We start from the raw sequence: 26,543 nt of genomic DNA on the forward strand, positions 1-26,543 counted from the left end.
TCGTCTCACGCCCTCGTGTCCGGCGAGTAGGAATTGTTTCACATTTCTTTCGGATCGCGCTAGAGGATGTTTTGACCGTTATAGGGTAACATACATGAGTCTCATTCCGGATATCTCTGAACTGCTGGCGCGGGCACGGGCCGACCTGCGTATGGGCGTTCCGGTTGTGCTGACCGATGACACCGGGTTCAGCGTTGTCGCCATTGCCGCAGAAACACTTAGCGCACAACGGCTTGCCGATTTGCGTGGCCTGGATGGTGACCCGGTGGTTGCCATCACCGTTCGCCGTGCCGAGACGTTAAAGGCACGCGCCTATGACGGTGATTTGGCGCGGGTCGTGGTTCCGGCCGACGTCGATATTTCCTGGGTTCAGGCCGTTGCCGACCCCTCGGACGACCTGAACGCTCCGATGAAGGGGCCGTTGATGAGCGAACGTACGGGCAATGCGAACCTTCACCGTATCGCCATTGCCCTTACCAAATCCGCGCGGCTTCTGCCTTCTGCTGTTGTTGTGCAGATCGAAGATGGGCGCGGTTTTGCGGCCTCGAACGGGTTGACCTGCATCGACCATACCCGCGCTGCCCCGCATCTGGCAGATCGTAGCCTGCTGAACGAGGTGGTCGCCGCGCGCCTGCCCATGGAGGTTTCCGAGGCCGGACGCCTGCACGTCTTCCGCCCCGAAGATGGGGGTGAAGAGCATTACGCCATTGAAATCGGGCGACCAGATCGCAGCAAACCGGTTCTTGCGCGTTTGCACTCGGCTTGTTTTACCGGCGACCTGATGGGCAGCCTGAAATGCGATTGCGGACCACAGTTGCGCGGCGCGCTGGCGCAGATGGGATCTGAAGGGGCTGGTGTCCTGCTTTATCTTAACCAAGAGGGGCGCGGGATCGGCCTAGCCAACAAGATGCGCGCTTATTTCCTGCAAGATCAGGGTTTTGACACGGTCGAAGCCAATCACCGCCTTGGGTTCGAGGATGATGAACGTGATTTCCGGCTGGGTTCAGATATCCTGAAGTCGCTAGGGTTCAACGCGGTGCGCTTGTTGACGAACAACCCCGCCAAAATCGCCATGATGGAAAAAACCGGCATTGCCGTGACCGAACGTGTACCTCTCAAGGTTGGTGAAACTGCACATAACCGAGGGTATCTGGCTACAAAAGCAGCCAAGTCGGGCCATCTGCTGTGACGCCAAAAGATCTGGTGCTGACGCCTCGTGGGGTTCGGTTCGCTGGCCGCATGTTTCCATGTTCAATCGGAAAAGGCGGGCGTAGTCCGACAAAACGCGAAGGCGACGGCGCCACCCCAACTGGCGAGCACCAAATCGTCGGAATGCTTTATCGGCCAGACCGGATTTCACCCCCAACCGCTTGGGCGATTCCGATCGGGCCCCGCGACCTGTGGTCTGATGATGTGTGCGACGCGCGATATAACCAACTGGTCAGCGCGCCCTACGCCTGCAGCCACGAAAAGCTGCGCCGTTCCGACCCGTTATATGATCTGGTGTTGCTCACGGATTGGAACTGGCCGAATGCAATACCAGGGCAAGGGTCGGCCATTTTTCTGCATCAATGGCGGCGGCCAGGTTATCCAACTGAAGGCTGTGTCGCCTTCCGGCGCGATCACCTCCATTGGATTGCTGCCCATGTTCAACCGGGCACGCGGCTGATCATTCCTGAGGTTTAACGCGTGCGCCAAATATCGCAGATCCAACCCGCACATGGGTCGCACCCAGCGCGATTGCGCGCTCAAAGTCGCTGCTCATACCCATCGACAAGCCTACCAAACCGTTTCGTTCGGCGATCTTGGCCAGCAAGGCAAAATGCAGCGCAGGTTCTTCTTCCACCGGAGGAATGCACATCAGCCCCTTCACAGGCAGGTCAAGGTCTCGGCACTCGGCAATAAACGCATCAGCATCAGCTGGGAGAATCCCAGCTTTCTGATCTTCTTCACCTGTATTGACCTGAATAAACAGTTCGGGACATGACCCAATCTCTTGCGCCAAACGGGCAAGAGTTTTCGCCAGCTTCGGGCGATCGACCGAATGAATTGTGCTGAATAGCTCCATCGCCTGCCGGGCCTTGTTGGTTTGCAAGGGGCCAATCAGATGAAGGTCAATATCGGGGTAGGTTGCAGAGAATTCGGGCCACTTCCCTGCAGCCTCCTGCACGCGATTCTCACCAAAGCACTTATGACCCTGTTGCAGTAAATCGCGGATACGTTCGTTGGGCTGCACCTTGGAGACGGCGATCAGTTGAACTGACCCTTCCGGCCGCCCGGCGGCGGTTTCGGCTTTGGCAATACGGGCAGAGATTTCCTGCAGTGACATGGGATTCCTCATTCTGGCTTGGGGGCAGAAAAACACCATGTCGATCAAAAAGAAAAGGGCAGGTCCGAAGACCTGCCCTTAAACCTTGCGGTTCAGATCAACTTAGAAGTTGAACTGAGCACCAAAGTCTGCGCGCAGCTGCGAGTCGTCGCAGATGTCACAGTCGCTGTTGCCGATACCACCGCGCAGCGATGCACCGCCACCCAGGTCGTACAGAGCACCGATACCGTACTGCTGCAGGTCACCGTCCGCGTTACCGTCGCCGTAAGCGAAGGTCAGGGTCAGAGCCGAACCAACATTGTAGGCCGCCGAAACACCCCATGCGGTGCCGTCGGTTTCGTCGACTTCGGTTTTATCGTCTGCGACAAACACAGTACCCGAGAAGTCACCGAATTCTGCGCCCAGCGTCAGAACCAGCAGGCTTGGATCGTCGGCCAGGATACCGTCCGAGTCGGTTTGACCGTATGCCAGAGCAGCAGTGATGTTGTTGAAGGTGTAGGTCGCGCTGATGTCCCAACGGTCAGCGTCGTTGCTTACACCTTGACCTTGGAAGATGGTCGCTTGGTCATACGAAGCGCCAAATGCGAAGTCACCAACTGCGTACTGGAAGAACACAGCGTTCGAACCCGAACCGGTCGACGAGTATCCCAGGAAGTTATAGTCAACGCCCGAGTACTGGCCGATGAAGTTTTCCAGGCCAGGCTCGTTACCGTAGTAGTTTGCCAGGTTGTCGAATGCACCTGCGACGTTGCCCGCGTCAACACGCAGACCACCGTAGATGACCGAGAAACGCGCACCGTTCAGGCCAGCCGAGTTGGCTTCGCCGGTGCTTGCATCTTCGTCAGCCTGCAGACGAACACGACCCGAGAACTCGACGCCGCCGTCGGTTTCAACGTTTGCGTCCAGGTTCAGACGGAAGCGAGAAACCAGAATGGTCTCGTCGGCTTCGTTGAAGAAAGTGTTGGTTGCACCGCTTGCAGTGGTGGTGGTGGTCGTGAAGCCACGATCCTCCAGGTAACCAATACCAAAGCGGCCATAACCGCTGAATCTAACTTCGGCCGCGGCAACCGATGCGGTTGCGATCAGAGCGGTCGATGCGAAGAGAACTTTTTTCATCTTGTTTCCCTCGGTTTCAAAGTTTTCTAACTCGACAAGTGTCATTGCACATGTCTCAGCACGGGAACCGTTTCGCTCTTTTTGCCCCCTTCACGCAAGTATGGCATAAACGTGAAGACCGCATTGGCCACAGATTGGTGCAAGGATGTCACAGTCAGTTTTGTGACCTCTTCAGTAAGTAAACCCACCCGTATGTGACAATAATAGGGTTGTTGCCGCACTGGACCTTGTCTAGGAGTATCACCTAGCAAGTGAGACCCAGTGAAACAGGACACCTCTACAATGCGCCTGCAGACGATTTTCGGCTTGATCATAGCGACCGCACTCGTGTCGACCTGCGGACAGAATCGGAGCGCTGCCCCCAACCCCAATCTTGGAAACGTGGATGGTGGACGTTCGGACGAGCGGGAACTGAACGACCCAAATCGTTCAACCATCTGGGATGTCTTCAATACCGGCAATGCCGAGCAGGTCGCGAATGTGAACCGTTATCTGTGGACGGCTTCTCTGGATGTTCTCAACTTTCTGCCTGTGCAGGAAGTCGATCCGTTTACCGGTGTAATTGTAACGGGTTACGGCACCCCACCGGGTGGCGGGCGCCAATATCGCGCGACCGTCCACATCAGCGATCCAGCCCTCGCAGCGCGGTCGCTCTCCGTGGCACTCCAAACCAGCGGAGGCAACCCGGTCAGCGCGGCGACCACACGCGCGGTAGAAGACGCCATCCTGTCCCGAGCCCGCCAGCTGCGCATCGCGGACAACAAGTTCTAGCAACTTGCGGAAAATCACACTAATACCACGCCGGGTTCACACCCGGCGTTTTCATTCACGAAGGACCGCATGATGTCGCGCTATTCGGCCAACGAAATTGAAGCAAAATGGCAAGAGGCCTGGGACAAGGCCGGAATCTTTGCCGCTAATCACAAGGCGGACAAGCCGAAATACTACGTGCTTGAGATGTTCCCCTACCCGTCTGGCCGAATCCATATGGGACACGTACGCAACTACACGATGGGCGACGTGATCGCGCGGCACAAACTGGCGACTGGGCACAACGTGCTGCATCCAATGGGCTGGGACGCATTCGGGATGCCTGCCGAGAACGCTGCGATGGCTATCGGCGGCCATCCCAAAGACTGGACCTACGGCAACATCGCCGACATGCGAGGGCAAATGAAACCGCTTGGCCTGTCGATCGACTGGTCGCGCGAATTCGCCACTTGTGACCCGGAATATTACGGCCAGCAACAGGCGTTGTTTCTGGATATGCTTGAGGCCGGGCTGGTCTATCGCAAAAACGCCGTGGTGAACTGGGATCCGGTCGACATGACCGTTCTGGCCAATGAACAGGTGGAAAACGGGCGCGGCTGGCGCTCGGGCGCTCTGGTCGAGCGGCGTGAACTGACCCAGTGGTTCTTTAAGATCAGCGACTATTCCGAAGAATTGCTCGGCGCGCTGGACACACTGGAAAACTGGCCCGCCAAGGTGCGGTTGATGCAGGAAAACTGGATCGGCAAATCGCGCGGCCTGCAGTTCAGTTTTGAACGCACCGATGGTGCCGAGCCGATCACCGTCTACACGACTCGCCCCGATACGCTGATGGGCGCGTCTTTTGTCGGCATCTCGCCCGATCACCCGATTGCCAAGCAGCTGGAGGCTGAAAACGCCGAAGTCGCTGAATTCGTAGCCGAATGCCGCAAGGGCGGCACCACGGAAGAGGCCATCGAGACCGCAGAAAAGCTGGGCTATGACACCGGCATCACCGTCAAACACCCGCTGGACCCGAATTGGGAACTGCCAGTCTGGATCGCGAACTTCATCCTGATGGATTACGGCACCGGCGCAATCTTTGCCTGCCCAGCCCATGACCAGCGTGATTTGGACTTCTGCCGCAAATACGGTCTGCCGGTGGTCGATACGTTCTTTGCACTGGACGATGACACCCCGGTCGACAAGATCGCTTTCGTTCCGCCGAAAACCGAGAAAGTCCGCTGGGTGAAACACTTCGCCGGCCTGACCGAGGCGACGGGTGATGAGGCCATCAACACCACCGTCGATTTCGCCGAAAAGGCGGGCTGGGGCGAAGGTGTCACCAAATATCGCCTGCGCGACTGGGGTTTGAGCCGCCAGCGCTACTGGGGCTGCCCGATTCCCGTCGTGCATTGCGATGCCTGCGGCGTGGTGCCCGAGAAGAAAGAGAACCTGCCAGTTCGCCTGCCCGATGATGTGACATTCGACAAACCCGGCAACCCGCTGGATCGTCACCCGACCTGGCGCGACTGCGGATGCCCAAAGTGCGGGGCCCCGGCCAAGCGTGAAACCGACACGATGGACACGTTCGTCGATTCGTCTTGGTATTTCGCCCGCTTCACCGCGCCGTGCGCGGAAACCCCCACTGATCTGGCCGAGGCCGAATACTGGATGAATGTCGATCAGTATATCGGCGGCATCGAGCACGCGATTCTGCACCTGCTCTATTCGCGATTCTTCGCCCGCGCGATGCAGATCACCGGCCACCTGCCGAAGAAAGCCATCGAGCCATTCGACGCGCTTTTCACGCAGGGCATGGTGACTCACGAAATCTATCAGACCCGCGACGCCAATGGCCGCCCGGTCTATCACCTGCCAGAGGACGTGACCGACGGCAAACTGGCCGACGGCACCGAGGTCGAGATCATCCCCTCGGCCAAAATGTCGAAATCCAAGAAGAACGTGGTGGATCCGGTCAGCATCATCTCGGCCTTCGGCGCAGATACCGCGCGCTGGTTCGTACTGTCCGATTCGCCGCCCGAACGCGATGTGGAGTGGACCGCATCCGGGGCTGAGGCCGCGTTCAAACATCTCAGCCGTGTACATCGCATCGCATCGGAAATCGCCGAGTCGGACGTTCCAGCCAACGGAGAAGACGAAACCCTTCTGCGTGAGATGCATAAGGCGATCCATGACGTGTCGGGCGGGGTCGAATCCTTTGGGTTCAACGCATCCATCGCCAAGCTCTATGCCTTCACCAACACGTTGGCGAAGTCCAAGGCCGGCACCGATGCCAAACGTCAGGCCGCCAAGACGCTGGCGCAACTGATGTCGCCGATGACCCCGCACCTGTCCGAAGAACTGTGGCAGCTGCTGGGCGGCGAAGGTCTGGTCGCCACCGCGCCGTGGCCCATCGCTGATGAAGCGATGCTGGTCGATGACACCGTCACCCTGCCCATTCAGATCAACGGCAAGCGCCGTGCGGAAATCAGCGTTCCCAAGGATATGGACAAGGCAGAGGTTGAAAAAATCGCGCTCAGCACCGAAGCTGTGCAAAAGGCGCTGGATGGCAATGCGCCGAAAAAGGTGATCGTTGTGCCGGGCCGGATCGTGAATGTCGTTGTTTGATCGCAGAACCCTTTTGTTATTACCGCTGGCGCTGGCCGCTTGCGGGTTCGAGCCTGTTTACGCCCCCGGCGGATCGGGTTCGGCTCTGAATGGCAGGGTCGAGGTTTCTGCCCCTAACTCGGTCAACAGCTATCTTCTGGTTCAAAATCTGGAACAAAGGCTGGGCCGCACTGCAAGTTCGGGCTCGGACTACGCGCTGAACGTCAATGTGTCGACCGTCCGTCGACGGGCGGCGATTACGCAAACGAATGAAACGGATCGTTACACGATCGAAGGGCGAGCGGATTTCGCACTCAGATCCAATGCGACGGGCCAGGTGATCACCTCTGGCTCGGTCGCGGATTTCGTAGGTTTCTCGGCCGCAGGATCGACGGTATCCGAACTGGCGGATGAACGGGACGCGAATGAACGTCTGATGGTGATTCTGTCAGATCAGATCATCAGTCGGCTTTACGCGACACCGGATCTTGCGCAATGAAGCTCAGCCCGCGCGAGGCTGAGGGGTATTTTGCGCGGCCCGACACCGACAAGGCCGGGCTGCTTATCTATGGCGCGGACGCGATGCGAGTGGCATTGAAGCGCCAACAGGTTCTGGCCGCCTTGCTCGGCGCGAACGCCGAAGAGGAAATGCGCCTCACCCGAATGCCGGGGGGCGACCTGCGCGGCGATCCCGCACTGTTGCTGGATGCGGTAAAGGCAGTGGGCTTTTTCCCCGGCACGCGCGCTGTCTTTGTCGAAGACACCACCGATGTTGCCGCCCCCGCGATCATTGCCGCGCTTCAGGATTGGGCCCCTGGCGATGCTCAGATCATCGTCACGGCAGGCCAGTTGAAGCCCAGTTCGAAAATCCGCAAGGCGTTCGAGGGTCATACCTCGGCCTATGCGGTGGGCATTTACGACGACCCGCCCTCGCGCGGAGAAATCGAAAGGATCTTAGGTCAGTCCGGGTTGCAGAATATCCCGCACGAAGCAATGTCGGCACTGGCCGAGCTGGCCACCGGTATCAGCCCGGGCGACTTTGCCCAGACGATCGAGAAACTGTCGCTGTACAAACGTGGCGACAGCGCCGAGCTAAGCATTGAGGATATCGAGGCCTGCGCGCCACGCTCAACCGAGGCAGCGCTGGACGATGTTCTGAACGTGGTGGCCGAAGGTCGGGCAGGCGAAATCGGCCCTCTGATCCGGCGTCTGCAGTCGCAGGGTACCAACGCGGTCAGCTTGTGCATCGGCGCGACACGGCATTTTCGAACTCTGTATGCCTGCGCCTCGGACCCCGGAGGGGCTGCGCAGGGCATCGGCAAGCTGCGTCCGCCGGTCTATGGCAAGCGGCGCGACCGGATATTGCGGCAAGCGCAGGGCTGGGGCGCGCCAAAACTTCAAACCGCGCTGACCGTTCTGACCGATACGGATCTGTCCTTGCGGTCAGCCGGGCAAACTGCGCCCGCGATGGCTTTGGTTGAACGTGCCATGATCCGTCTGGCGATGCTGGCCCGGTCGCGCTAGCGATCCAGCCACCGAACGGCCCCGCGCCCAGCCCAGCGGCCAGTGGCCAGACAGCCGGTCAACAGATAGCCCCCGGTCGGGGCCTCCCAATCCAGCATCTCTCCGGCGCAGAACACACCGGGTTTGGCCGTTAGCATCAGGTGGCCATCCAACGCGTCTCGCTGGACCCCGCCTGCAGTTGAGATCGCCTCGTCCATCGGGCGCAGGCGTGCGCCCACGATGGGCAGGCGTTTGAGCGCCGCCACCTCATGTCCTTGCGACACGGCAGCTTGCTTGGACATCTCGTGAAACAGAGCGATTTTCTGCGGCGGCAGTTTCAGCGCCTTTTTCATCCATTGCGTGAACGTGGTTTTCGCGCTTTTTGCGGCAAGCCGCGCCTGCAAGGTCGCCGCGTCCAGATCAGGCAACAGATCAACATGTAAGTCCGCGCCTGAACGCAAGGCCGGGGTCAGGGAATAAAGGCCCCCGCCCTCCAACCCGGTGGCGGAAATCGTGGCTTCCCCGCGGCTTTCCAGCTCTCCGGCCAGCCAGCGCACCGCTTTCAGCGCCTTGCCAAAATGAGGTTGCATATGGGGGCTCCACGCCACCGACAAGGCAGAGTTCGCCGGTTCAAACGGGGCCGGCGCCACACCTTTCTCTGCCAGTACCTGCGCCCAGTGCCCATCCGACCCCAGCCGCGCCCAGCTTGCCCCACCCAACGCCAGAACGGTGACGTCAGTTGCAATTGCCTGCACTCCCTCTGGCGTGTCAAACGACAGCGCGTTGCCATCCCAGCCCAGCCAGCGCCAGCGGGTTCTTATCTGCACACCCGCTTCATCCAACCGTCGCAACCATGACCGCAACAATGGCGAGGCTTTCATAGCGCTGGGAAACACTCGCCCGGTCGAGCCGGTGAACAGCTCTTGCCCCAGCCCGCGCGCCCAGTCTTGCACGGCATCTGAGTCAAATTCGGCCACCATCGGATGCAGCCAATCCGCCGCACTGCCATAGTTGGGCATCAGCGTCTGGAGCGGTTCATCCTTGGTTAGGTTCAGACCGGATTTTCCTGCCATCAGGAACTTACGCGCGACCGATGGCTTGGCCTCGGCCACCAGCACATCATGGCCCGCTGCGGCCAGCTGCTCTGCCGCCATCAGACCGGCAGGACCGGCCCCGATTACCACCGCTTGCGCCATTGCCGTCCTCTTGCTTTTCGCATCTGCGGGCGCACATTCTGCCCTATGTCAGATCGCGATCCCATCTGCCCGCTATGTGACCGCCCCATCCCAGACGGGGGCGGCAGCCTGCACCATCTGATCCCAAAACTCAAAGGGGGCAAGGGCGGACCTACGATTTTGCTGCATATCATCTGCCACAAAGAGGTCCACGCCACCCTGTCCGAGGCCGAACTGGCCCGCAGCTATAACACGGTCGAAACTCTGCGCGCGCATCCCCGACTTGAGAAATTCCTGAGCTGGGTCCGCAAACGCCCGCCCGGATTCCGCTCGAAAGTGCCGGGCAAGCGACGCGGGCGCTGATCAAGCCGGCCAGACCCGATCACCAAATGCATCCGCAAGGGGCGTGTCGATCCCTTCAAACTCCAACCCGCGGTAATCAGGAACAGGGGCAAACTGGGCACCAGCGAGGTGCTGAAATTCCAACGTCGTATAGGGGCGTTTCCAAAGCCATTCGCGGTTTTCCACGGACCATAAATCCGCGTTTGGCGGTGTATCTTCTGAAAACGCATAGAAATGCAGATCAAACCCGTACTGTGCCACATCCTGCATCGACAGTAAGCGCATGCCCTGCGCGCGGCAAAACGCATCTTCGGCCGCGATATCGCCAGTACGCAACGTGATCTGCCCAATCCGCGCATCAGCAAAGGGCGCGTCGGGGCTTGCGGCATTGTCTGGCCGGTTGCCTTCGAAATCATGCTGCAACACTTCGATCACAAACCCTTCGGGGTCTTGCAGGTGGCACAGGTAACCGATGTCCAGAAACTGCTTGGGGTCCGAAACCTCGACCCCCTTTGCGCGCAAAGCGTTAACCGCCAGATCGAGATCCGGTACTGTGACACCGATCTTCCAATACCGTTGCCCGCGGTCGTGACTGTACCCGCCGCCGCCGGGCATCAGGACCAGGTCAGCATCCAAACCAGTATACCCCACACGCTGACTAACGCCCTGAGAACGCGCGGACATGCCCAGCGTATCACCGTAGAACGCCGCCAACCGGTCAGGATCGGCAACACGCAACCTTACAGCAGACAGCCTCATGGGCACAGCGCCGCGATACCCGCGGCAGTTTCCGGGTCGGCGGCCACGCTGTCCGCAACCAGTTCCAAAGCTGTTGGCATCAATGCGTCTGGCTCGACCACGCGGTCGACAAGACCGAAATCATAGGCGTCCTTGGCGGTGATCTTTTGCCCGGCCATCAAGATCATCTTCGTACGCGATGGTCCGATCAGAGCCGCCATGCGACCGGGATCGGACGGTTGCGGCAGAAAACCTAGCTTCATGACCGGATAGAAAAACTTGGCGTTCGGCACCGCAATTCGGATGTCGCAGGCCAGCACCATGCCATTGGCCCCACCGGCCAGTGTTCCGTTCAGTGCAGCGACGGTCAGACAGGGCAAAGCAGCTATGGCCCCCGAAAGCCTCTCCCACAGATCCGAAGTTGCAAGACCGGCCCGCGCTTCGTCCAGATCAGCGCCCGCACTGAAAACCTTGCCGTTCCCGGTCAGGATCAGAGCGCGGGCATCGGTTGCCGCCTCGGCAATCTGGCAGAGTTCGGTTAGCATGGCCCCGGTCAGCGCGTTGGCTTTGTCGGGATTGTTAAGTGTAACGGTCCAAAGACCATCCACCTGTGTCAGTTCGATCACGTCAGACCTACCCTTTTTCGAATGTCTTCCCGCCGCAGGGAAATCTCGGTGCCCAAAAACTCATCGGCATCCTTTGAACACATCCAAAGCAACGCCCGTGCGGGCCAGTCGGCCGGGATATGATCGCTCCAATCCAGTTGGCTGACCGCATTGATGCCGCTGGCCTTAATCACCCGCTGCATTTCAGTGGCCACAGTACCCGGCGACAGGCCTATAGCGCGGATGCCGTGCATTGATTCCTCAAGATGCAAGCACTCCGTCAGCATCTTTGCCCCCGCTTTCGAGGCGCAGTAGTGACTCCATGCTTCAATGGCGTTCGAAGCTGCACCCGATGAGACAGTGATCACCGTACCGCCCCCAGCAGCTCGCATGACCGGCAAAGCCGCACGCATACCATGGAAAACGCCTTTAAGGTTTATGTCTATGGCCTTGCCCCACGCATCTGCATCCGCATTTCCAAGGTGAAAGATCGGATCAATCACCCCTGCATTGCCGATCAGCACGTCCAGCCCACCAAAGCGATCCACGCAATCGGCAATGGCTTGCTCGACCTGCGAAAACACGCTGACATCGCATTGTAGCGCGATCGCGTTGTCCCCAAGTTCCGAAGCCAGTGCAGAAATCTGGTCCCGGCTGCGCGCCGCCAGCGCGACATTCGCCCCGGCTGCGGCAAAAACGCGCCCCGCCTCGGCCCCAATGCCGCGACTGGCCCCTGTGATCAGTACGGTTTTTCCTTGCATGTGGACCCTGTACCTCCGTTGTTTTGAGATTGTGTGAACGTCTACCGCGCGAAGGGGGAAAGGGTCCAGTCCTTGCCCCTTGACGCCCGCCGTCACAGACACGACGATGCCTGTAAAATTCATCAAGAAGGGTTCTATAATGTCCGTTTTCCTTCACCGCAGCTGCGGTGCTGTATTGGCCTATGCCTTAATCTCTCAGGGGGCGCTGGCTGATGTCACCGCGCAGGATGTCTGGGATGATTGGAAATCCTACCTGACCCAAATGGGCTATACTGTGGAAGCTCAGGAAACCTCAGACGGCAATGTGCTGACAGTCACCGATATGACCATGACGATGGCTCTGCCAGAAGAGGATGGATCCTTTGACATGGTCGTCCCTCAGATGACCCTGACCGAAAACGGAGACGGCACCGTCAGTGTAGACGTCCCCGAAAGCTTTCCGATGACCGTGAAGGGTGATGGCAGTGGCGAGACTTTCTCGACCGAAATCCTATACGCCCATACCGGCCTCAAGATGGTTGTCTCGGGCTCGCCCGAGGATATGACATATGACTATTCCGCTGGCTCGATTGGGGCCAAGTTGGATGGGTTTACCGTAAATGGCGAAGAAATGCCCGCGGACGCGCTGGCCGTCAGCATCGCATTGAACGACGTAAGCGGAAGCTCGCGGATGAAAATCGGTGAGAACCGCGATGTTGACCAGAACTTTACAGCCGCCGACCTGACATACGGGCTGGTTTTCAACGATCCCGAAAGCGGCGAGACGGCCAATGTGGACGGTGCGCTTCAACAACTCGCGTTTGAAGGCACCACGGTCATTCCATCAGATTTCGACGTCGCTGATCCGCAGGCTTTCTATGATGCCGGCTTCGCCTTTTCCGGCCGCTTCACCTACGACTCAGGCAAATCCGCTTTGGCGGGAACCAGCGAAGGCCAAGCGTTTTCACTGGGAAGCGAGTCCCAAGGCGGGCGCCTAGCCGCCAGCCTGGACGCGCAGCGCTTGGCGTACGACATCGAACAAAACAGCACCAAAGTGGCTGTAACTACGGCAGACCTGCCGTTCCCGATCGAAGTCGCGATGGAAAATGCGGGTTTGAAATTCGAGTTCCCGGTCCAGGAGTCCGAAGAAATTCAACCCTTTGGCTTTGCGATGAACCTGACAGACTTCACTATGTCTGACGTATTGTGGAGCATCTTTGACCCCGCAGGCGCTCTGCCTCGAGACCCGGCAACAATTGCGCTGGACACGACCGGTACGGCGAAAATCCTGACCAACTTTTTTGACCCCAACGCAGTTGAGACACTTGCCCTGTCCGATACCGCACCGGGCGAGCTGCATTCGATGAAGATCAACGAATTGTTGATCTCGCTGGTGGGAACCAAGCTGACCGGCGATGCCGATTTCGCCTTTGACAACGCAAACACCGAGGCTTTCGACGGCCTGCCCACGCCAAAAGGTACTGCGAACCTGCAGCTTGTTGGCGCGAACGGGTTGATCGACACGCTGATCGGCATGGGGCTGATGTCGGACAGCGACGCATTGGGTGCCCGCATGATGATGGGTCTTATGGCGGTTCCGGGCGAAGAACCTGACACGCTGAACTCCAAGATTGAATTCACCGAAGAGGGCCAGATTCTGGCGAACGGCCAGCGTATCAAATAACCATCGAGGGAAGGCTTCTGTCGGGGCCTTCCCCTTTACCTGCGGCCGACGCGCCGAAACAGTACAGACCCGCCACTGCTGACGCGCTGATCATAGGCGAACCCAAGGGCGGACAGGTGGTCGAAACACGCTTTTATCCCGCGCAGCCCGATCTTGCGGGTGTGCACCTCTAGATAGACCTTGTCCACATTCGCCAGATTGGCTCCGTCGAACAGGTACTTCTCGCCGCCTTCGATATCGACAATCAGAACATTGGCGTCGAAGTCGCCAAGAATTTCTGACAAGTGCCGTTCTGGCACGCTGACCTCTTGTACATACTCGGGTTTCGGATCCAAAGAAGACGACCAGAACGGATCACGAATGTAAAACGTCGACATCCCCAATTCGTGCGAGTCCGCCAGCGCGACCGCATTCAGCACTTCGACCCCTTCAATTCCGTTCGCGGCATGGACGCGGCCGATAAAGTCGCACAGGGTTGGGTTGGCCTCGATGCACATCACGCGACGAACGTTCAACTGGGTTGCCAGATAGGACGAGATGAACCCGATTCCGGCCCCAAGCTCGACCACGCGGTCCTCGGGATCGATGAATTTCGGCAGGCCGGTCACCTCGTCCTTCTCGTACCGTTCTGCGCGGATGGATCGTGCAACCTGAGGCGTGATGACATCCGGTTCATTCGGTATCCGAACCCCACGCAACGAGAGAAGATCTTGCATAAACTGCCCTGCCCGTTTGCCCTGCGCCAACCCGTGCAGAGCCTTCATTTCGCAATCAGGTTTAGCCCATGCCCCAGTCCTTAGCAGCCGGTTTTTTGCTGAAAACCAAAAGTTTTTGCACCCTTCACGCAGCTGCTATGGTCCTGATCCACCCACAGCCCTTGCGGGACAAGCTGTCCAAGGCTAGGTCCAATACAACCATACCGGAGGTTTCATGACCCGCACGCCCGAAGATATCAGCCAAGATCTGCTGGACGCCGCCCGCAAGGCCGGAGCAGACGCTGCAGACGCCATCGTACTTGACGGGTCATCCGTTTCGGTCGAAGTCCGCGGCGGAGCGTTGGAACATGCGGAACGCTCGGAAGGGGCTGATCTGGGTTTGCGGTTGTTTCTGGGTAAGCGTCAAGCGATCGTTTCAAGTTCTGACAGCCGCCCCGAGACCCTGACAGCCATGGCCGAACGCGCCGTTGCTATGGCGAAAGAAGCACCCGAGGATCCGTTTACCGGACTGGCACGGACGGATCAGCTGGCAGCTGATTGGGATGTAGAGGCACTTGAGTTGTTCGATCCAACGCCCGAGCCGAGTGCCGAAGACTTGCTAAAGGATGCTCTGGCAGCCGAAGCAGCCGCGCTGGCTGTGCAAGGCGTGTCACAAGTATCGGACGCGGCGGCGGCCTATGGGGTTCACCGCGTGCATCTGGCAGCGACCAACGGCTTTTCGGGCGGGTATGAACGCAGCAGCCGGTCGACCTCGTGCGTTGCAATCTCGGGCGAGGGAACCGGGATGGAGCGCGACTATGACGGCGACAGCCGTACATTCCAGTCCGATTTGCGCAGCCCCGATGACATCGGTCGCAGCGCGGGTGAACGGGCTGTGCAGCTGGTCGGCGCGCGCCAACCAGTGACCGGTACGTTCCCGGTCCTGTTTGACGAACGCATATCGTCCTCGTTGATCGGTCATCTGCTGGGTGCAAGCAACGGAGCCGCCATCGCGCGTGGATCTTCGTGGCTGTCCGACTGTCTGGGAGAGCAGGTGCTTCCTGCCCACTTATCCCTGATCGAAGACCCGCATCGTCCGCGCATTGCCGGATCGCGCCCGTTCGACGCCGAAGGACTGCCCACCCAACGCCGGGCTATTGTCGAAAACGGTGTCCTGACTGGCTGGACATTGGATCTGGCCAGTGCGCGCAAACTGGATATGGTCTCGACCGGGAACGCGGTACGCGGCGTGTCTGGCCCACCTTCGCCCAGCAATTGGAATCTGAGCCTGACTCAGGGTACACAAAGCCGCGAAGACCTGCTGCGTGACATGGGCACCGGGCTGCTGGTCACGTCGATGATCGGGTCCACGATCAACCCAAATACTGGCGATTACTCGCGCGGGGCCTCGGGGTTCTGGATCGAAAATGGGCAGATCGCCTACCCGGTCAACGAATGTACCATTGCGGGCAATCTGCGCGACATGCTCAGGCGGATCATTCCGGCAAATGACGTACGACCTTACCTGTCGCGCGTTGTGCCGTCGGTTCTGATCGAAGGGATGACACTTGCCGGCAACTGACCTGCAACTGCTGATCGACGCTGCGCTTGAGGCCGGAAGGATCGCAACGCGGTACTCTGGCACAACTGCGCAACGCTGGGACAAACCCGACGGAGCCGGCCCAGTTACCGAAGCCGATCTGGCCGTGAACGCAATGCTGGAACAACGCCTTCCCTTTGCGCGTCCCGACTACGGTTGGCTCAGCGAAGAAACCGAAGACTCGCAGGCGCGTCTGTCCAAAGATCGCGTGTTCATCATTGATCCGATCGACGGAACCCGCAGTTTTGCGGAAGGGTCAAAAACCTGGGCGCATTCGCTTGCGGTCGCCCAGCAGGGCGAAGTCACGGCCGCAGTGATCTATTTGCCTTTGCGCGACATGCTTTACGCCGCAGCCAAAGGACAGGGGGCCACGCTTAACGGCGCGCCGATCAGGGTGTCCGGCGCCATGGACTTGGAAACCTCACAGATTCTGGCCGCAAAGCCAAATCTGGACGCGCGTCACTGGCGCAACCAAGATGTGCCAGACTTCATCCGGACCTATCGTCCGTCTTTGGCCTATCGACTGGCGCTGGTGGCGCAGGGGCGGTTCGACGGTATGCTGACCCTACGCCCGAGCTGGGAATGGGACATCGCCGCCGGAGACCTTATCATTCGCGAGGCCGGAGGAGCCTGCACTGATCGTACTGGAGGCCTATTGCGGTTCAACAACCCGAATCCGCGCCTGAACGGGGTCATCGCTGCGGGTCAGCGGATTCACACCCGATTGTCGGAAAGACTAGCTCCGGAAGGCCCAGGAATACAGGCATGAGCAAACCGCGCTCTCTTAGCCTTGCGGCCTATCGCGTTCTGTCCTGGGGCGTTCGAAACGGGACGGACAAACCCTACATCCCGCGCCCCGAAGGTGAGCTGATCTGGATACATATAGCCTCTCAGGATCGCCAGCGCGTGGTCGAGGGCTTCTGCCAACGTCTGCGCCAATCTCGTCCCAACCTGTCGGTCTTGTTGACTGCGCCCCCTCAAGCTGACCTGATCCGTTGGGATGCAAGCAGCCATCCTTTGGTCAATCTACCGTCCGAACAGACTGGTGCCGCACGAGAATTTCTGGATCATTGGCGTCCCGACCTTGGTCTATGGGTCGGTGGCGGGTTAATGCCCAACGTGATCACCCGCGCTGAAGAACGTGGGCTACCCCTGATTCTGATCGAAGCCGAGATTGATATCCACGTGGCACGCGGCGCACGATGGTTGCCCGATATCACACGATACACCTTTGATTGTTTTCAAACAATTCTTGCCACATCACCCGAAACAGTTCGACACATTCGCAGGCTCGGCGTCCCGGCCTCCAAAGTCGACACGGCCCCGCCGTTGCACGTCAGCCCCAATCCAAGTCCCTGGCCCGAAGATGAATTGATCGAAATGACGCACGCGCTGTCCAGCCGGCCAGTGTGGTTGGCAACCTGGGTTCAGGACAAGGAATTCATCTCGGTCCTCAGCGCGCACCGCCAGGCAATGCGGATGCTGCCGCGCTTGGCTCTTATCCTACATGTCGCCGACATGTCCGAGACCGAACCACTGCATCGCAGGCTGCTCTCGATGGACCTTAGATGCGTCAATTGGGACGACGGAGGGACAATCGAAGATACAACACAGGTTATACTGACATCGGACCCTGAAAATCTGGGTCTGTGGTATCGTCTGTCACCCGTAGCATTCATGAGCAGCTCGCTTGAACGGGGTTCAGGTGGGCGCGATCCGCTGACAGCAACTGCTCTGGGATCCGCGGTCATTCACGGACCTTTCGTGCATCGTCATCAGCAGCTATATGATCAGCTAAACAGAGCAGGTGCGGCTAGATTGGTGCGCACCGCGACCGAACTGGGCGATGCAGTGGTGGAACTTCTGGCACCTGACGAGGCTGCGAGAATGGCTCTGGCGGGTTGGGAAATCGTGTCAGAAGGCGCTCCGCAAACGGATCACCTGATCGAAATTGTACAGGACAGTCTGGACCAGCGGGGCCAAGATCATGCGAGCACCTGATTTCTGGAATACTGCGCCGGACAAACCGTCATTGGCGGCCCGGCTTCTGTCGCCGCTTGGGCACCTCTATGCGGCAGCAACCGCTCGCCGCGTTGCAAGCGATCCCGGCTTTGCCCCCGGTGTGCCGGTAATATGTGTCGGTAACCTGAACGCAGGCGGCACTGGCAAAACGCCTACGGTCATCTGGATGATCGAACAACTGCGCGACGCCTGGCATCAGACCCATGTGGTGACCCGCGGCCATGGCGGATCGCTGGACGGGCCGGTTCGCGTCGATCCCGGCAAACACACCGCAGCAGATGTTGGCGATGAGCCGCTTTTACTGGCGGCATTCGCCGATGTTTGGGTCGCCAAAGATCGCGCCGCCGGAGCAAAAGCCGCAGCCCAAGCCGGAGCAACGGTTATTGTGCTGGATGACGGGTTTCAAAATCCCTCGGTCGCAAAGGATTTCTCGGTCATCGTTGTGGATGCGGAACGCGGGTTCGGGAATGGCCTGTGCCTGCCCGCAGGCCCGTTGCGCGAACCGGTCGACGTAGGACTGCAGCGGGCCGATCTGGTTTTGTCGTTGGGTGATACAGATGCGCAGGCCCAATTCTCAGACCGTTGGGTAGAGGATTTGACTGTTCCACATGTCACCGGTGCGGTCGAGCCTCTGCAAACGGGTATGGACTGGAGCGACACTTCCGTATTGGCGTTTGCCGGTATCGGCCACCCGGAAAAGTTCTTTGCTACCTTGCGCAATCAAGGCGCGACACTCTCGCGGGCCGAAGCCTTGGACGATCATCAACCGTTGACCTCGGCGTTGATGACCCGCCTGGAAAACGAGGCACGTTTGTTGGGCGCTCAAATGGTCACAACGGAAAAAGATGCTGTTCGTTTGCCCGCCGCCTTTCGCAGCAAAGTAATAACGTTGCCCGTCCGTTTGCGTGTCAATGAGGCCGACAACGTCAGGCAGATGCTACTTAAAATCGCACCGTCGCCGTAGGTAGCGGCCGGTCCTAAGACCGGCCAACCCATATTAACTGCCTAATTCAGCTTCGATCAGCTTCTTGAACTCGTCATAAGACTGGTTGTCGACCTTTCTACCGTTCACGATGAACGAAGGTGTCGACTGGATACCATCCTTTTCGGCATTTTCCTGATACCAAGCGACCAGAGTACGCGCCCGGTCTCCGTCCTGCAGACAGGCTTCAAGCTGATCGTTGTCGATCCCTGCCAGACGCCCGATCTTGCGCAGTTCATCCACGATTTCAGCAGGACCGCCAGCGCGCGTCCATTCGGACTGGCCTTCATAGATCAGGTCCGAGATGCCAAAGAATTTATCGGGTCCGGCACAGCGCGCGACCATCGAGGCCCACAGGCCGTAGCGATCGAAGTAAACCTCGCGGTAGGTGAACTTAACCTTACCGGTGTCGATGAAATCCTTCTTGAGCTGCTTATACGGCCCTTTGTGGAAATTCGCGCAATGCGGACAGGTGTAGGATGCGTATTCGATGATCTCGACCGGTGCGTCTTCGGCCCCCAGGGTCATCTCGACGATGGTCGAGGTGTCCAGCTCGGCCTCTTGCGCCTCGGCGCTGCCGATCAGCGAAAATGACGCGTTCGGTGACGACAGCAAAAAGCTGCCTGCGGCAATGGCGACGGCCGCGCAAATTCCGGTTGCAATACGGCTCATGTATCAGCCCTTTCTCAGCGTTTTTGTTTGGATAGAACGTTACGGCCCAGACGTTCAAGGGCTGCACGCAGATCGCCATCATGGACGCCTTGCGCTGCCCGGTCCGCCTCGGCCGCGATTTCAGGTTTCAGTATGGGTTTCGCCGCCTTCGGTTTGTGATCGAAACTGGCTTGCCCCTCGGCAAATCCTGTCGGAGCGGTCTGGGTGATACGCACCCGGCTGATGGCGTTATAGCCGTAGACCGCGTTCACCTTGCCGCGCAGCTGTTCCTTTTGCATCTCAAGCATCGGTGCCTGCGGGCCAGTGGTCAGCACAGTCAGCGTCGCCCCCATGCCGCCCTTACCATAGCCCACATTCACAGGCCGCGCGATGGCGGCCATATCCTGTCCCACGATCTCGGCCCAGTGAGTCAGGATGCGCGACACGGCAAACCCGCGGCTTTCGCCCGCACGCCTGATCTGCGTATTCAGCAATGTCGCGGTGCGTTTGAACCCGCGGGTCGAAGAACGTCTGCGCTGCATCTGGTTTCCAACTCCTGCACCACTATTGTAGAGGGCAGAACACCGGGCGCCAGCGAAACCCGACACGGAGATGATTAAAAATTGCGTGACTCAAGTGAATTTGATGTCAGCAGCGAATTGCTGGCCTGGTACGACCGCCACGCCCGCGAGATGCCGTGGCGCGTCAGCCCCGCTGACCGCGCCGCCGGAGTGCTGCCCGACCCCTATCGTGTCTGGCTGTCCGAAGTGATGCTGCAACAGACCACCGTGGCCGCCGTGCGCGACTATTTCATGCGGTTCACGACGCGTTGGCCCACGGTGCAGGCGCTGGCCGCAGCCCCAGATGATCAGGTCATGGGCGAGTGGGCTGGCTTGGGATACTACGCCCGCGCTCGCAACCTGCTGAAATGCGCCCGCGTGGTGGCGGACGAACATGGCGGTCAGTTCCCCGACACCTACGAAGCTTTGCTGACGCTGCCCGGCATCGGCCCTTATACTGCCGCCGCTATCTCGGCCATTGCCTTTGATCGCCCCGAGACGGTGCTGGACGGCAATGTCGAACGTGTCATGGCACGGCTGCACGACATACACGACCCCCTGCCCGGCTCAAAACCGCAGCTGAAAGACAAGGCCGCTGCACACACCCCGCAGGCCCGACCCGGAGATTATGCTCAGGCCGTGATGGATTTAGGCGCAACGATCTGCGCGCCAAAATCTCCGGCCTGTGGAATTTGCCCTTTGCGCGAACCCTGTCGGGCCCGCAAGGCTGGAACACAGGCGGACCTGCCGCGCAAAACGCCAAAGAAGCCAAAACCAACGCGATACGGCCATGTTTACATCGCCCAGCGACGAGACGGGGCCGTTTTGCTAGAACGCCGCCCCGACAAAGGACTGTTGGGCGGAATGCTAGGCTGGCCTGGCTCTGATTGGTCCGACGCGCCGGTCGAAACGCCCCCTTTTGCTGCCGATTGGCAAGTTCTGCCTGCAGAGGTGCGCCACACCTTCACTCATTTTCATCTGATCTTGCGCGTCTGGACGACCGACCTGCCAGACGACACGTCGCCCGACGGTCTGATAATCTTAGACAAACACCAGTTTCGCCCAGGTGATCTGCCAACGGTAATGCGCAAGGCGCACGACCTGTGGCGCGGTCGATAACGCGTTGTACAGCAATTCGAACTGTGGCTAGACTCGCCTCAATCTCTGCGGAGCCTGATACATGATCGCACCAGACATCCTGTCCCGATGGCAATCAGCCCTGCCGTTCTGGGTTTCATTCCTGCTAATCCCACTGATCTGGGTCACTGCTGTTCTAGGCGGGTGGTGGGTGGTTTTGGTGCCACTTTCAACATGGTGGGCCTTTGCCGCACTGGATAAGCTAACCGGGCTGGAACTCAGCAACGCCGACCCCGACACTCCCGACACTGCGCTGCACTGGTATATCCTGTTGACCAAAGCGTGGGTGCCGGTTCAGTTCCTGACCCTGTTCGGGTTGATCTGGTTCGCGACACATACAGACCACCTGTCCACGGCGTCCAAGATCGGGCTGTTCTTTGGCATGGGCGTGATCTCGGGCACGATCGGGATCAATTACAGCCACGAGCTGATGCACCAGAAAGGTCGGGCTGAGCGCTGGCTGGGTGATATCTTGCTGGCGATGGTGCTGTATTCACATTTCCGATCGGAACACCTGCTGGTCCATCACCGCTTTGTCGGCACCCCCCGAGATCCTGTCACAGCCCGATATAACGAAGGCTTCCATCGCTTTTACCCTCGTGTCCTGTGGCAATGCCTGACCTCGGCCTTCCGCGCCGAGCGCGACAAGCTGGCCCGCAAAGATCGCCCTTGGACAGACCCCGCAAACCCGTTCTGGCGCTATTGGGCGTTGCAGGCAGGAATGCTGCTGCTGGCCCTGCTGATCGGAGGTCTTTCCGGCCTTGCCTTGTTCCTGATTCAGGCGGGCGTTGCGATCTGGCAACTGGAGCTGGTGAATTATGTCGAACACTACGGCCTGACCCGGAAACACCTGGGCGAGGGCAAATACGAGCATGTCCAGCCGCGCCACTCGTGGAATGCCTCGCAAAAGGCGTCGAACTGGCTGCTGATCAATTTACAGCGCCACTCGGACCACCACTACAAACCCAACCGCCGCTTTCCCCTGCTGCAACACCATTCACAGGACGCAGCGCCGCAATTGCCCTACGGCTATCCCGTTATGACTGTTGCCGCCATGATACCGCCCCTGTGGAGGCGCGTGATGAACCCCCGTGTCAAGGCATGGAGGCGGCAATACTACCCCGAGATAACCGACTGGACGCCCTACAATAAGTCGCGAAACCCGTTGCCCTCCGCATGACCGCAGCGCGCTCCCGCGCGCTGCGCGGCCCAACTGTCTTTAGGGCATCTTTGATGCCGTGCAGACTGGCGGGAGCACCTACATCACCCAAATATCCATCGGATGTTCTACACCCCGCACGCTCTGACCCGTATGTCGCACAAATCCTTCGGTCAAAGTCGCAGCGTTTGATCCTTCCTCGGAAAGCTGGGTACAAACCTCGTCACTCAGCACCACTTTGACGTCAAAATCGCGGGTCAGCGCCTCTAGTTTTGCGGCCACGTTCACCGCATCGCCTATGACGGCAAATTCCAACCGGTTCGCCCCAATATCTCCCAATACGACCGAGCCGTAATGAACACCGATCCCAACCCGTATTTCCGGCTCGCCCAGCCGCCGTCTTTCAACATTCCAACGGTTGATGACCCCCACCATGTCCCGCGCGCAAGCCACAGCATTACTGGCGTCCAGCGGCGTGGGCACCGGAGTTCCGAACGTGGCCATCAACCCGTCCCCCAGATACTTGTCCAACGTGCCGTGGTGACGAAACACCTCGGTCTCCATCCGGGCATGAAACCCGCGTAGGACTTCGATCACTTCATATGGATCGCGCCCGGCCGCGTATTTGGTAAACCCAACGATATCTATGAACAAAACCGCGACATTTTCCTTGCGCACCTGTTTGAGCGGCTCATCATTTTGGCTCAGCTCTTCCACCACATTGGGCGAAAAATAGCGCGACAGGTTGGCGCGCTCCCGCTCCAACCCGGCATTTGTCATCAACAACCGGTTCAGCCGTCGCATCGAGATACCCAACGTCACGGCAACCATCACGAACACAATGACCTGCTGAATGCGCAGCGACGGCATAAAGCTGTTTGGGTCCATGAACTCGGCCACGTCAGGATAGCCAGCCAACGCCTGAGCAACCCGCTCGCTGAGACCAGGGATCGGAGTCGCAACCCACCACGCAACGATCCAGCCGATCGTCCACATCATCGCAGTCCACGACCCGATTGCCACAACTGTCCGCCAGGAATAAGCAAGTGTTCCCGCCGCCAGAATAATGAAGAAATACTGAAAGTTATCGAACCTGTACTGCATGGCCAGTGGCCGGACGTCGTCGCTGAACGGGTTCGGGATGATCATGCCCAGCGTCATGATCAGAAGATCCACAAAGATCAAAAGCAGTTCGACCCGCGATTGCCCGACACGGCCCGCACGTCGGATGAACCAACCGTTTGCGCAGATCAGCAGTAGAATGAAATGATACCACATCACCTCCCACTGGGGATTCAGAAAGACCAAAAGCACACCGGTTAGTCCCATCGCGACCCAACGTGCGCGTACGGCCAGTTCCAACCCTTCGCGTTTGTGCTTTTCCAGCGCGGCCTCGGTGTATTTGTTGTCCAGATCGTAGCTGTCTGGTTGTGTCACAAAAAACCGGCCAAACCGGGATTCGCTGGCTGTGGTATCCGACATGGCTGAGGCTCCCTCGGTGCGCGGCGGGCTATATCGAATTCATACCGAAATGGGAATGTGATGAAAACAAAAGACCCCGCCGAGAACGGCGGGGCAAGGCTTAGTGCCTTGTGTCAGGCCACAGGCACCGGCGGTATTCAGTTGTGCATTTCAGCCCGGATCTGCTGGCGCAGCACGTCGATCGGCACGGTCTTGCCGTCGCGTTTGAAACACCAATAGGTCCAGCCATTGCAGGACGGCGCGTTTTCCAGATGCGCCCCCACCTGATGGATCGAGCCTTTGACGTTGTCGCCCACCAGTGTGCCATCAGCGCGGACCTTGGCTTTGTGGCGCTGGTTCATGGAATACAGCTCTTCCCCCGGACGCAGCATGCCGCGTTCAACCAACTGGCCGAACGGCACGCGCGGCTCGGCGCGTTTGCTGGCGCTGACCTCCAGCGCCTCGCGGTCGAATTTGCGAACCTTGGCGATGCGCTTTTCGGCGACCCTGCGATAGCTTTCCTCGCGCTCGATCCCGATGAACTCGCGGCCCAGCATCTTGGCGACAGCGCCGGTCGTACCCGTACCAAAAAACGGATCCAACACCACATCGCCCGGATTGGTCGAACCGACCAGCACCCGGTGCAGCAGCGATTCCGGCTTTTGCGTCGGATGCGCTTTGTCGCCGTTTTCATCTTTCAGACGTTCATGACCGGTGCAGATCGGCAGCACCCAGTCGCTGCGCATCTGTACGCCCTCGTTCAACGCCTTCAGGGCCTCGTAATTGAACGTGTATTTCGCGCCTTCACGCTTGGACGCCCAGATCATCGTCTCGTGCGCGTTGGTAAAGCGTTTGCCGCGGAAATTTGGCATCGGGTTCGATTTGCGCCAGACGACGTCGTTCAGAATCCAGTACCCAGCATCCTGAAGGGCCGAGCCAACGCGGAAGATGTTGTGATAAGAGCCAATCACCCAGATCGCCCCATTGGGTTTCAACAGGCGATGCGCTGCTTTCAGCCATTCGCGCGTGAACTGGTCATAGGCCCCGAAGCTGGAAAACTGATCCCAGTGATCATCAACTGCATCCACCTGAGAGTTATCCGGGCGGTGCAGCTGGCCTTTCAGCTGCAAATTGTACGGCGGGTCTGCAAAGATCAGGTCAACCGACGCCTCGGGCAGACTGTTCATCACATCGATGCAGTCCCCGGATAGAATCGTGTTTAAAGGGAGCGCTTTTGCGCCCTTTTTGGTGGTTATGGTCATTATACTGCCTCAAGTATCCACGGCGCTTTTGCGCTCATTTGGTTGAGACAAGGATGAGTCAAAGACGAATCGCCGTCAATTTCTTTTTTGAATCAGCAGCTTACGATTTACTCTTGATACAAGATATTGTGGACCGGTTTGAACGAACGTCTATGGTGTGGGGTCACACCAAGATTTCGCAACGCTTCGCGATGCATTTTTGTCGGATAGCCTGCATTCGACTCCCACCCGTAGCCGGGATGCTGTTGCGCCAAATCCACCATCGCCTGATCGCGCCAGTTTTTCGCAAGGATCGATGCCGCTGCAATTGAGACCGACCGCCCATCCCCCTTGACTACCGCCTGCGCCGGGATCGTCAAACCGCGCGGTATCATATTGCCGTCGATCAGCACATAATCCGGGGGCGGGTCCAAGGCGGCCACTGCGCGCTCCATCGCGATATGCGAGGCGCGCAAGATGTTGTGTGTATCAATCTCGGCAACTGTGGCCTGGGCCACCGCAAACTCGGCCCGTTCACGTATTGAAGTGTCCAACGCAGCGCGACGCTTGTCGGTCAGCTTCTTGGAATCGTTCAGCCCCTGCGGAATGTCCCCAGGGTTCAGAATCACTGCAGCAGCAACCACGGGTCCGGCCAAGGGGCCCCTACCCACCTCATCCACGCCCGCGATCCGCACATACCCATGGGCTTTGACTGATTGTTCGATGTCATAATTCGGAGTCGTCATCCTTTCTGGCAAACCGTGTTTCGCCACCGTCCGCAACAAAAAAGAGAGGGCAGCCTGCGCCACCCTCTCCTGCACGGCGCTTCTGTGGCGCCGCTCCTGCTCGAAAACGGTTACTGGTAAACCACGCGGTACCCATGATGGCGCAGGCAGGCGGGCTCGTAGGCGCGCTTGACCTTTTTTCCATTCCAGAAACCGACTTTGCACTCTTGCGGCAGGCTATTGGTGTATTTGTAATGCTTTTTCAGACAACGCGGCCCCAAAAGCGCATGGTGAGGCGAGTAACGCTCGTACGTCCGCAGGCAGTGTTTCGGCAAATCATACTTGGCCACGTGGTGGGGTAGCGGGCGAACCGGGTGATGGGGGTGAACCGGCTTGGGTGTCTGAACGTGCGAACGGTGGCGACGGTCACGGTCTTTGTCTTTTTCTTTGTTGTAGTAATGCACGCCGGCGCCAATGATCGCGATGGCGGCCAGGCCACCCAGAATGTCCTTGGCATCTGCGGCCCGCGCCTGCGACACTGAAACCCCTGTTATGGTGATGGCAGTTGCTACGATCAGGGCGATGAATTTCCGATGCATGGTGCTTGTCCTTTTAGTGCTGGGGCGATCCGTGAACGATCGCGAATTCCTTGCACCGACAATGAGGACGCCCCTCTCAGACAAGCAATAACGGGCAAATGTTATCGAATATCAGGACACCA

At 58.9% G+C, this 26,543-nt stretch carries 27 protein-coding genes; 14 read left to right on the top strand and 13 right to left on the bottom strand.

Annotation, left to right across the window (positions count from 1 at the left end):
* Window positions 1-94: 94 nt before the first annotated feature.
* Together ribA and GOW48_RS13595 are read left to right on the top strand one after the other, a co-directional pair.
* Window positions 95-1,189, top strand: a complete 1,095-nt coding sequence (gene ribA, locus GOW48_RS13590; protein ID WP_170355387.1) for a GTP cyclohydrolase II — start codon at window positions 95-97, stop codon at window positions 1,187-1,189.
* The gene (locus GOW48_RS13595; protein ID WP_170355388.1) at window positions 1,186-1,686 is read left to right on the top strand and encodes a L,D-transpeptidase family protein; all 501 of its coding nucleotides are present in this window, start codon (window positions 1,186-1,188) and stop codon (window positions 1,684-1,686) included. The genes ribA and GOW48_RS13595 overlap by 4 nt, the downstream gene beginning before the upstream one ends.
* On the opposite strand, the gene GOW48_RS13600 is transcribed toward GOW48_RS13595, so the two are convergent.
* Window positions 1,670-2,329: a YggS family pyridoxal phosphate-dependent enzyme gene (locus tag GOW48_RS13600; protein ID WP_170754574.1), complete on the bottom strand. Its 660-nt coding sequence runs from the start codon at window positions 2,327-2,329 to the stop codon at window positions 1,670-1,672. The two genes, GOW48_RS13595 and GOW48_RS13600, sit on opposite strands and share 17 nt — an antisense overlap.
* A gap of 102 nt (window positions 2,330-2,431) precedes the next feature.
* A complete protein-coding gene (locus GOW48_RS13605) occupies window positions 2,432-3,445 on the bottom strand; it encodes a porin (protein WP_170754576.1) in 1,014 nt (337 codons plus the stop codon).
* Between the two features lie 282 nt (window positions 3,446-3,727).
* Between GOW48_RS13605 and GOW48_RS13610 the strand changes: the two genes are divergently transcribed.
* From GOW48_RS13610 to holA, 4 genes are all read left to right on the top strand, one after another.
* Window positions 3,728-4,216 (top strand): DUF3576 domain-containing protein, encoded by a 489-nt coding sequence (locus GOW48_RS13610; protein WP_170355391.1) that lies wholly within the window; start codon window positions 3,728-3,730, stop codon window positions 4,214-4,216.
* 72 nt (window positions 4,217-4,288) lie between these two features.
* Complete coding sequence (gene leuS / locus GOW48_RS13615; protein WP_170754578.1) at window positions 4,289-6,823, top strand: leucine--tRNA ligase; 2,535 nt, start codon at window positions 4,289-4,291, stop codon at window positions 6,821-6,823.
* Window positions 6,810-7,301: an LPS assembly lipoprotein LptE gene (gene lptE, locus GOW48_RS13620; protein WP_170754580.1), complete on the top strand. Its 492-nt coding sequence runs from the start codon at window positions 6,810-6,812 to the stop codon at window positions 7,299-7,301. The genes leuS and lptE overlap by 14 nt, the downstream gene beginning before the upstream one ends.
* Complete coding sequence (gene holA / locus GOW48_RS13625) at window positions 7,298-8,326, top strand: DNA polymerase III subunit delta (RefSeq protein WP_170754582.1); 1,029 nt, start codon at window positions 7,298-7,300, stop codon at window positions 8,324-8,326. The genes lptE and holA overlap by 4 nt, the downstream gene beginning before the upstream one ends.
* Here the strand turns inward: holA and GOW48_RS13630 are convergent.
* A complete protein-coding gene (locus tag GOW48_RS13630; RefSeq protein ID WP_170754584.1) occupies window positions 8,323-9,501 on the bottom strand; it encodes a TIGR03862 family flavoprotein in 1,179 nt (392 codons plus the stop codon). The two genes, holA and GOW48_RS13630, sit on opposite strands and share 4 nt — an antisense overlap.
* Window positions 9,502-9,546: 45 nt before the next feature.
* Here GOW48_RS13630 and GOW48_RS13635 point away from each other — a divergent pair, with 45 nt between their 5' ends.
* Window positions 9,547-9,843: an HNH endonuclease gene (locus tag GOW48_RS13635; RefSeq protein WP_170754586.1), complete on the top strand. Its 297-nt coding sequence runs from the start codon at window positions 9,547-9,549 to the stop codon at window positions 9,841-9,843.
* On the opposite strand, the gene GOW48_RS13640 is transcribed toward GOW48_RS13635, so the two are convergent.
* Genes GOW48_RS13640 through GOW48_RS13650 form a run of 3 tightly spaced genes read right to left on the bottom strand, consistent with a single transcriptional unit; the run spans window position 9,844 to window position 11,926 of the window.
* The gene (locus tag GOW48_RS13640; RefSeq protein WP_170754587.1) at window positions 9,844-10,581 is read right to left on the bottom strand and encodes a VOC family protein; all 738 of its coding nucleotides are present in this window, start codon (window positions 10,579-10,581) and stop codon (window positions 9,844-9,846) included.
* A complete protein-coding gene (locus tag GOW48_RS13645) occupies window positions 10,578-11,186 on the bottom strand; it encodes an enoyl-CoA hydratase/isomerase family protein (protein WP_170754589.1) in 609 nt (202 codons plus the stop codon). Before GOW48_RS13645 ends, GOW48_RS13640 begins: the two co-directional genes overlap by 4 nt.
* Window positions 11,183-11,926, bottom strand: coding sequence for an SDR family oxidoreductase (locus GOW48_RS13650; protein WP_234899502.1), 744 nt, complete (start codon window positions 11,924-11,926; stop codon window positions 11,183-11,185). The genes GOW48_RS13645 and GOW48_RS13650 overlap by 4 nt, the downstream gene beginning before the upstream one ends.
* A gap of 139 nt (window positions 11,927-12,065) precedes the next feature.
* Here GOW48_RS13650 and GOW48_RS13655 point away from each other — a divergent pair, with 139 nt between their 5' ends.
* Window positions 12,066-13,589: a DUF2125 domain-containing protein gene (locus GOW48_RS13655; protein ID WP_170754593.1), complete on the top strand. Its 1,524-nt coding sequence runs from the start codon at window positions 12,066-12,068 to the stop codon at window positions 13,587-13,589.
* A 35-nt stretch (window positions 13,590-13,624) separates the two neighbouring features.
* Here GOW48_RS13655 and GOW48_RS13660 read toward each other — a convergent pair whose 3' ends face one another.
* Window positions 13,625-14,305 carry an FkbM family methyltransferase gene (locus GOW48_RS13660; protein WP_214648669.1) on the bottom strand — a complete coding sequence of 227 codons (681 nt, stop codon included), beginning with the start codon at window positions 14,303-14,305 and terminating at the stop codon, window positions 13,625-13,627.
* A gap of 214 nt (window positions 14,306-14,519) precedes the next feature.
* On the opposite strand from GOW48_RS13660, the gene GOW48_RS13665 reads away from it, so the two are divergent.
* Genes GOW48_RS13665 through lpxK form a run of 4 tightly spaced genes read left to right on the top strand, consistent with a single transcriptional unit; the run spans window position 14,520 to window position 18,870 of the window.
* The gene (locus GOW48_RS13665) at window positions 14,520-15,866 is read left to right on the top strand and encodes a TldD/PmbA family protein (protein ID WP_170754597.1); all 1,347 of its coding nucleotides are present in this window, start codon (window positions 14,520-14,522) and stop codon (window positions 15,864-15,866) included.
* Window positions 15,853-16,653: an inositol monophosphatase family protein gene (locus tag GOW48_RS13670; RefSeq protein WP_170754599.1), complete on the top strand. Its 801-nt coding sequence runs from the start codon at window positions 15,853-15,855 to the stop codon at window positions 16,651-16,653. The genes GOW48_RS13665 and GOW48_RS13670 overlap by 14 nt, the downstream gene beginning before the upstream one ends.
* A complete protein-coding gene (locus GOW48_RS13675; RefSeq protein WP_170754601.1) occupies window positions 16,650-17,885 on the top strand; it encodes a 3-deoxy-D-manno-octulosonic acid transferase in 1,236 nt (411 codons plus the stop codon). Before GOW48_RS13670 ends, GOW48_RS13675 begins: the two co-directional genes overlap by 4 nt.
* Complete coding sequence (gene lpxK / locus GOW48_RS13680) at window positions 17,872-18,870, top strand: tetraacyldisaccharide 4'-kinase (RefSeq protein ID WP_170754603.1); 999 nt, start codon at window positions 17,872-17,874, stop codon at window positions 18,868-18,870. Before GOW48_RS13675 ends, lpxK begins: the two co-directional genes overlap by 14 nt.
* A gap of 33 nt (window positions 18,871-18,903) precedes the next feature.
* Here the strand turns inward: lpxK and GOW48_RS13685 are convergent, their stop codons facing one another.
* Window positions 18,904-19,560, bottom strand: a complete 657-nt coding sequence (locus GOW48_RS13685; protein WP_170754605.1) for a DsbA family protein — start codon at window positions 19,558-19,560, stop codon at window positions 18,904-18,906.
* 14 nt (window positions 19,561-19,574) lie between these two features.
* Window positions 19,575-20,081 (bottom strand): DUF721 domain-containing protein, encoded by a 507-nt coding sequence (locus GOW48_RS13690; RefSeq protein WP_170754607.1) that lies wholly within the window; start codon window positions 20,079-20,081, stop codon window positions 19,575-19,577.
* Between the two features lie 81 nt (window positions 20,082-20,162).
* On the opposite strand from GOW48_RS13690, the gene mutY reads away from it, so the two are divergent.
* Together mutY and GOW48_RS13700 are read left to right on the top strand one after the other, a co-directional pair.
* Window positions 20,163-21,218, top strand: a complete 1,056-nt coding sequence (mutY, locus tag GOW48_RS13695) for an A/G-specific adenine glycosylase (protein ID WP_170754608.1) — start codon at window positions 20,163-20,165, stop codon at window positions 21,216-21,218.
* A gap of 61 nt (window positions 21,219-21,279) precedes the next feature.
* Complete coding sequence (locus GOW48_RS13700) at window positions 21,280-22,416, top strand: alkane 1-monooxygenase (protein ID WP_170754609.1); 1,137 nt, start codon at window positions 21,280-21,282, stop codon at window positions 22,414-22,416.
* A gap of 78 nt (window positions 22,417-22,494) precedes the next feature.
* On the opposite strand, the gene GOW48_RS13705 is transcribed toward GOW48_RS13700, so the two are convergent.
* The 4 genes from GOW48_RS13705 to GOW48_RS13720 form a co-directional block, all read right to left on the bottom strand.
* Window positions 22,495-23,877: an adenylate/guanylate cyclase domain-containing protein gene (locus GOW48_RS13705; RefSeq protein ID WP_170754610.1), complete on the bottom strand. Its 1,383-nt coding sequence runs from the start codon at window positions 23,875-23,877 to the stop codon at window positions 22,495-22,497.
* A 137-nt stretch (window positions 23,878-24,014) separates the two neighbouring features.
* The gene (locus GOW48_RS13710; protein WP_170355411.1) at window positions 24,015-25,118 is read right to left on the bottom strand and encodes a site-specific DNA-methyltransferase; all 1,104 of its coding nucleotides are present in this window, start codon (window positions 25,116-25,118) and stop codon (window positions 24,015-24,017) included.
* Window positions 25,119-25,225: 107 nt separating this feature from the next.
* Entirely contained in the window at window positions 25,226-25,906 is a 681-nt protein-coding gene (locus GOW48_RS13715; RefSeq protein ID WP_170754611.1) for a ribonuclease HII, read from the bottom strand.
* 47 nt (window positions 25,907-25,953) lie between these two features.
* Window positions 25,954-26,421 (bottom strand): hypothetical protein, encoded by a 468-nt coding sequence (locus tag GOW48_RS13720; protein WP_170754612.1) that lies wholly within the window; start codon window positions 26,419-26,421, stop codon window positions 25,954-25,956.
* Window positions 26,422-26,543: the final 122 nt, after the last annotated feature.

Origin of the sequence: Ruegeria lacuscaerulensis (assembly GCF_013033355.1) — a bacterium.
Lineage (GTDB): Bacteria > Pseudomonadota > Alphaproteobacteria > Rhodobacterales > Rhodobacteraceae > Ruegeria > Ruegeria lacuscaerulensis_A.

Bases quoted from the DNA above. Each gene is read 5' to 3' on its own strand.
- GOW48_RS13705 (WP_170754610.1), bottom strand. From the start codon at position 23,877: ATGTCGGATACCACAGCCAGCGAATCCCGGTTTGGCCGGTTTTTTGTG.
- lpxK (WP_170754603.1), top strand. From the start codon at position 17,872: ATGCGAGCACCTGATTTCTGGAATACTGCGCCGGACAAACCGTCATTG.
- GOW48_RS13720 (WP_170754612.1), bottom strand. From the start codon at position 26,421: ATGCATCGGAAATTCATCGCCCTGATCGTAGCAACTGCCATCACCATA.
- GOW48_RS13665 (WP_170754597.1), top strand. From the start codon at position 14,520: ATGACCCGCACGCCCGAAGATATCAGCCAAGATCTGCTGGACGCCGCC.
- ribA (WP_170355387.1), top strand. From the start codon at position 95: ATGAGTCTCATTCCGGATATCTCTGAACTGCTGGCGCGGGCACGGGCC.
- GOW48_RS13675 (WP_170754601.1), top strand. From the start codon at position 16,650: ATGAGCAAACCGCGCTCTCTTAGCCTTGCGGCCTATCGCGTTCTGTCC.
- GOW48_RS13630 (WP_170754584.1), bottom strand. From the start codon at position 9,501: ATGGCGCAAGCGGTGGTAATCGGGGCCGGTCCTGCCGGTCTGATGGCG.
- GOW48_RS13710 (WP_170355411.1), bottom strand. From the start codon at position 25,118: ATGACCATAACCACCAAAAAGGGCGCAAAAGCGCTCCCTTTAAACACG.
- GOW48_RS13690 (WP_170754607.1), bottom strand. From the start codon at position 20,081: ATGCAGCGCAGACGTTCTTCGACCCGCGGGTTCAAACGCACCGCGACA.
- GOW48_RS13605 (WP_170754576.1), bottom strand. From the start codon at position 3,445: ATGAAAAAAGTTCTCTTCGCATCGACCGCTCTGATCGCAACCGCATCG.
- GOW48_RS13600 (WP_170754574.1), bottom strand. From the start codon at position 2,329: ATGTCACTGCAGGAAATCTCTGCCCGTATTGCCAAAGCCGAAACCGCC.
- GOW48_RS13650 (WP_234899502.1), bottom strand. From the start codon at position 11,926: ATGCAAGGAAAAACCGTACTGATCACAGGGGCCAGTCGCGGCATTGGG.
- GOW48_RS13700 (WP_170754609.1), top strand. From the start codon at position 21,280: ATGATCGCACCAGACATCCTGTCCCGATGGCAATCAGCCCTGCCGTTC.
- GOW48_RS13660 (WP_214648669.1), bottom strand. From the start codon at position 14,305: ATGCAAGATCTTCTCTCGTTGCGTGGGGTTCGGATACCGAATGAACCG.
- lptE (WP_170754580.1), top strand. From the start codon at position 6,810: ATGTCGTTGTTTGATCGCAGAACCCTTTTGTTATTACCGCTGGCGCTG.
- GOW48_RS13635 (WP_170754586.1), top strand. From the start codon at position 9,547: ATGTCAGATCGCGATCCCATCTGCCCGCTATGTGACCGCCCCATCCCA.
- holA (WP_170754582.1), top strand. From the start codon at position 7,298: ATGAAGCTCAGCCCGCGCGAGGCTGAGGGGTATTTTGCGCGGCCCGAC.
- GOW48_RS13685 (WP_170754605.1), bottom strand. From the start codon at position 19,560: ATGAGCCGTATTGCAACCGGAATTTGCGCGGCCGTCGCCATTGCCGCA.
- GOW48_RS13610 (WP_170355391.1), top strand. From the start codon at position 3,728: ATGCGCCTGCAGACGATTTTCGGCTTGATCATAGCGACCGCACTCGTG.
- GOW48_RS13655 (WP_170754593.1), top strand. From the start codon at position 12,066: ATGTCCGTTTTCCTTCACCGCAGCTGCGGTGCTGTATTGGCCTATGCC.
- leuS (WP_170754578.1), top strand. From the start codon at position 4,289: ATGTCGCGCTATTCGGCCAACGAAATTGAAGCAAAATGGCAAGAGGCC.
- GOW48_RS13640 (WP_170754587.1), bottom strand. From the start codon at position 10,581: ATGAGGCTGTCTGCTGTAAGGTTGCGTGTTGCCGATCCTGACCGGTTG.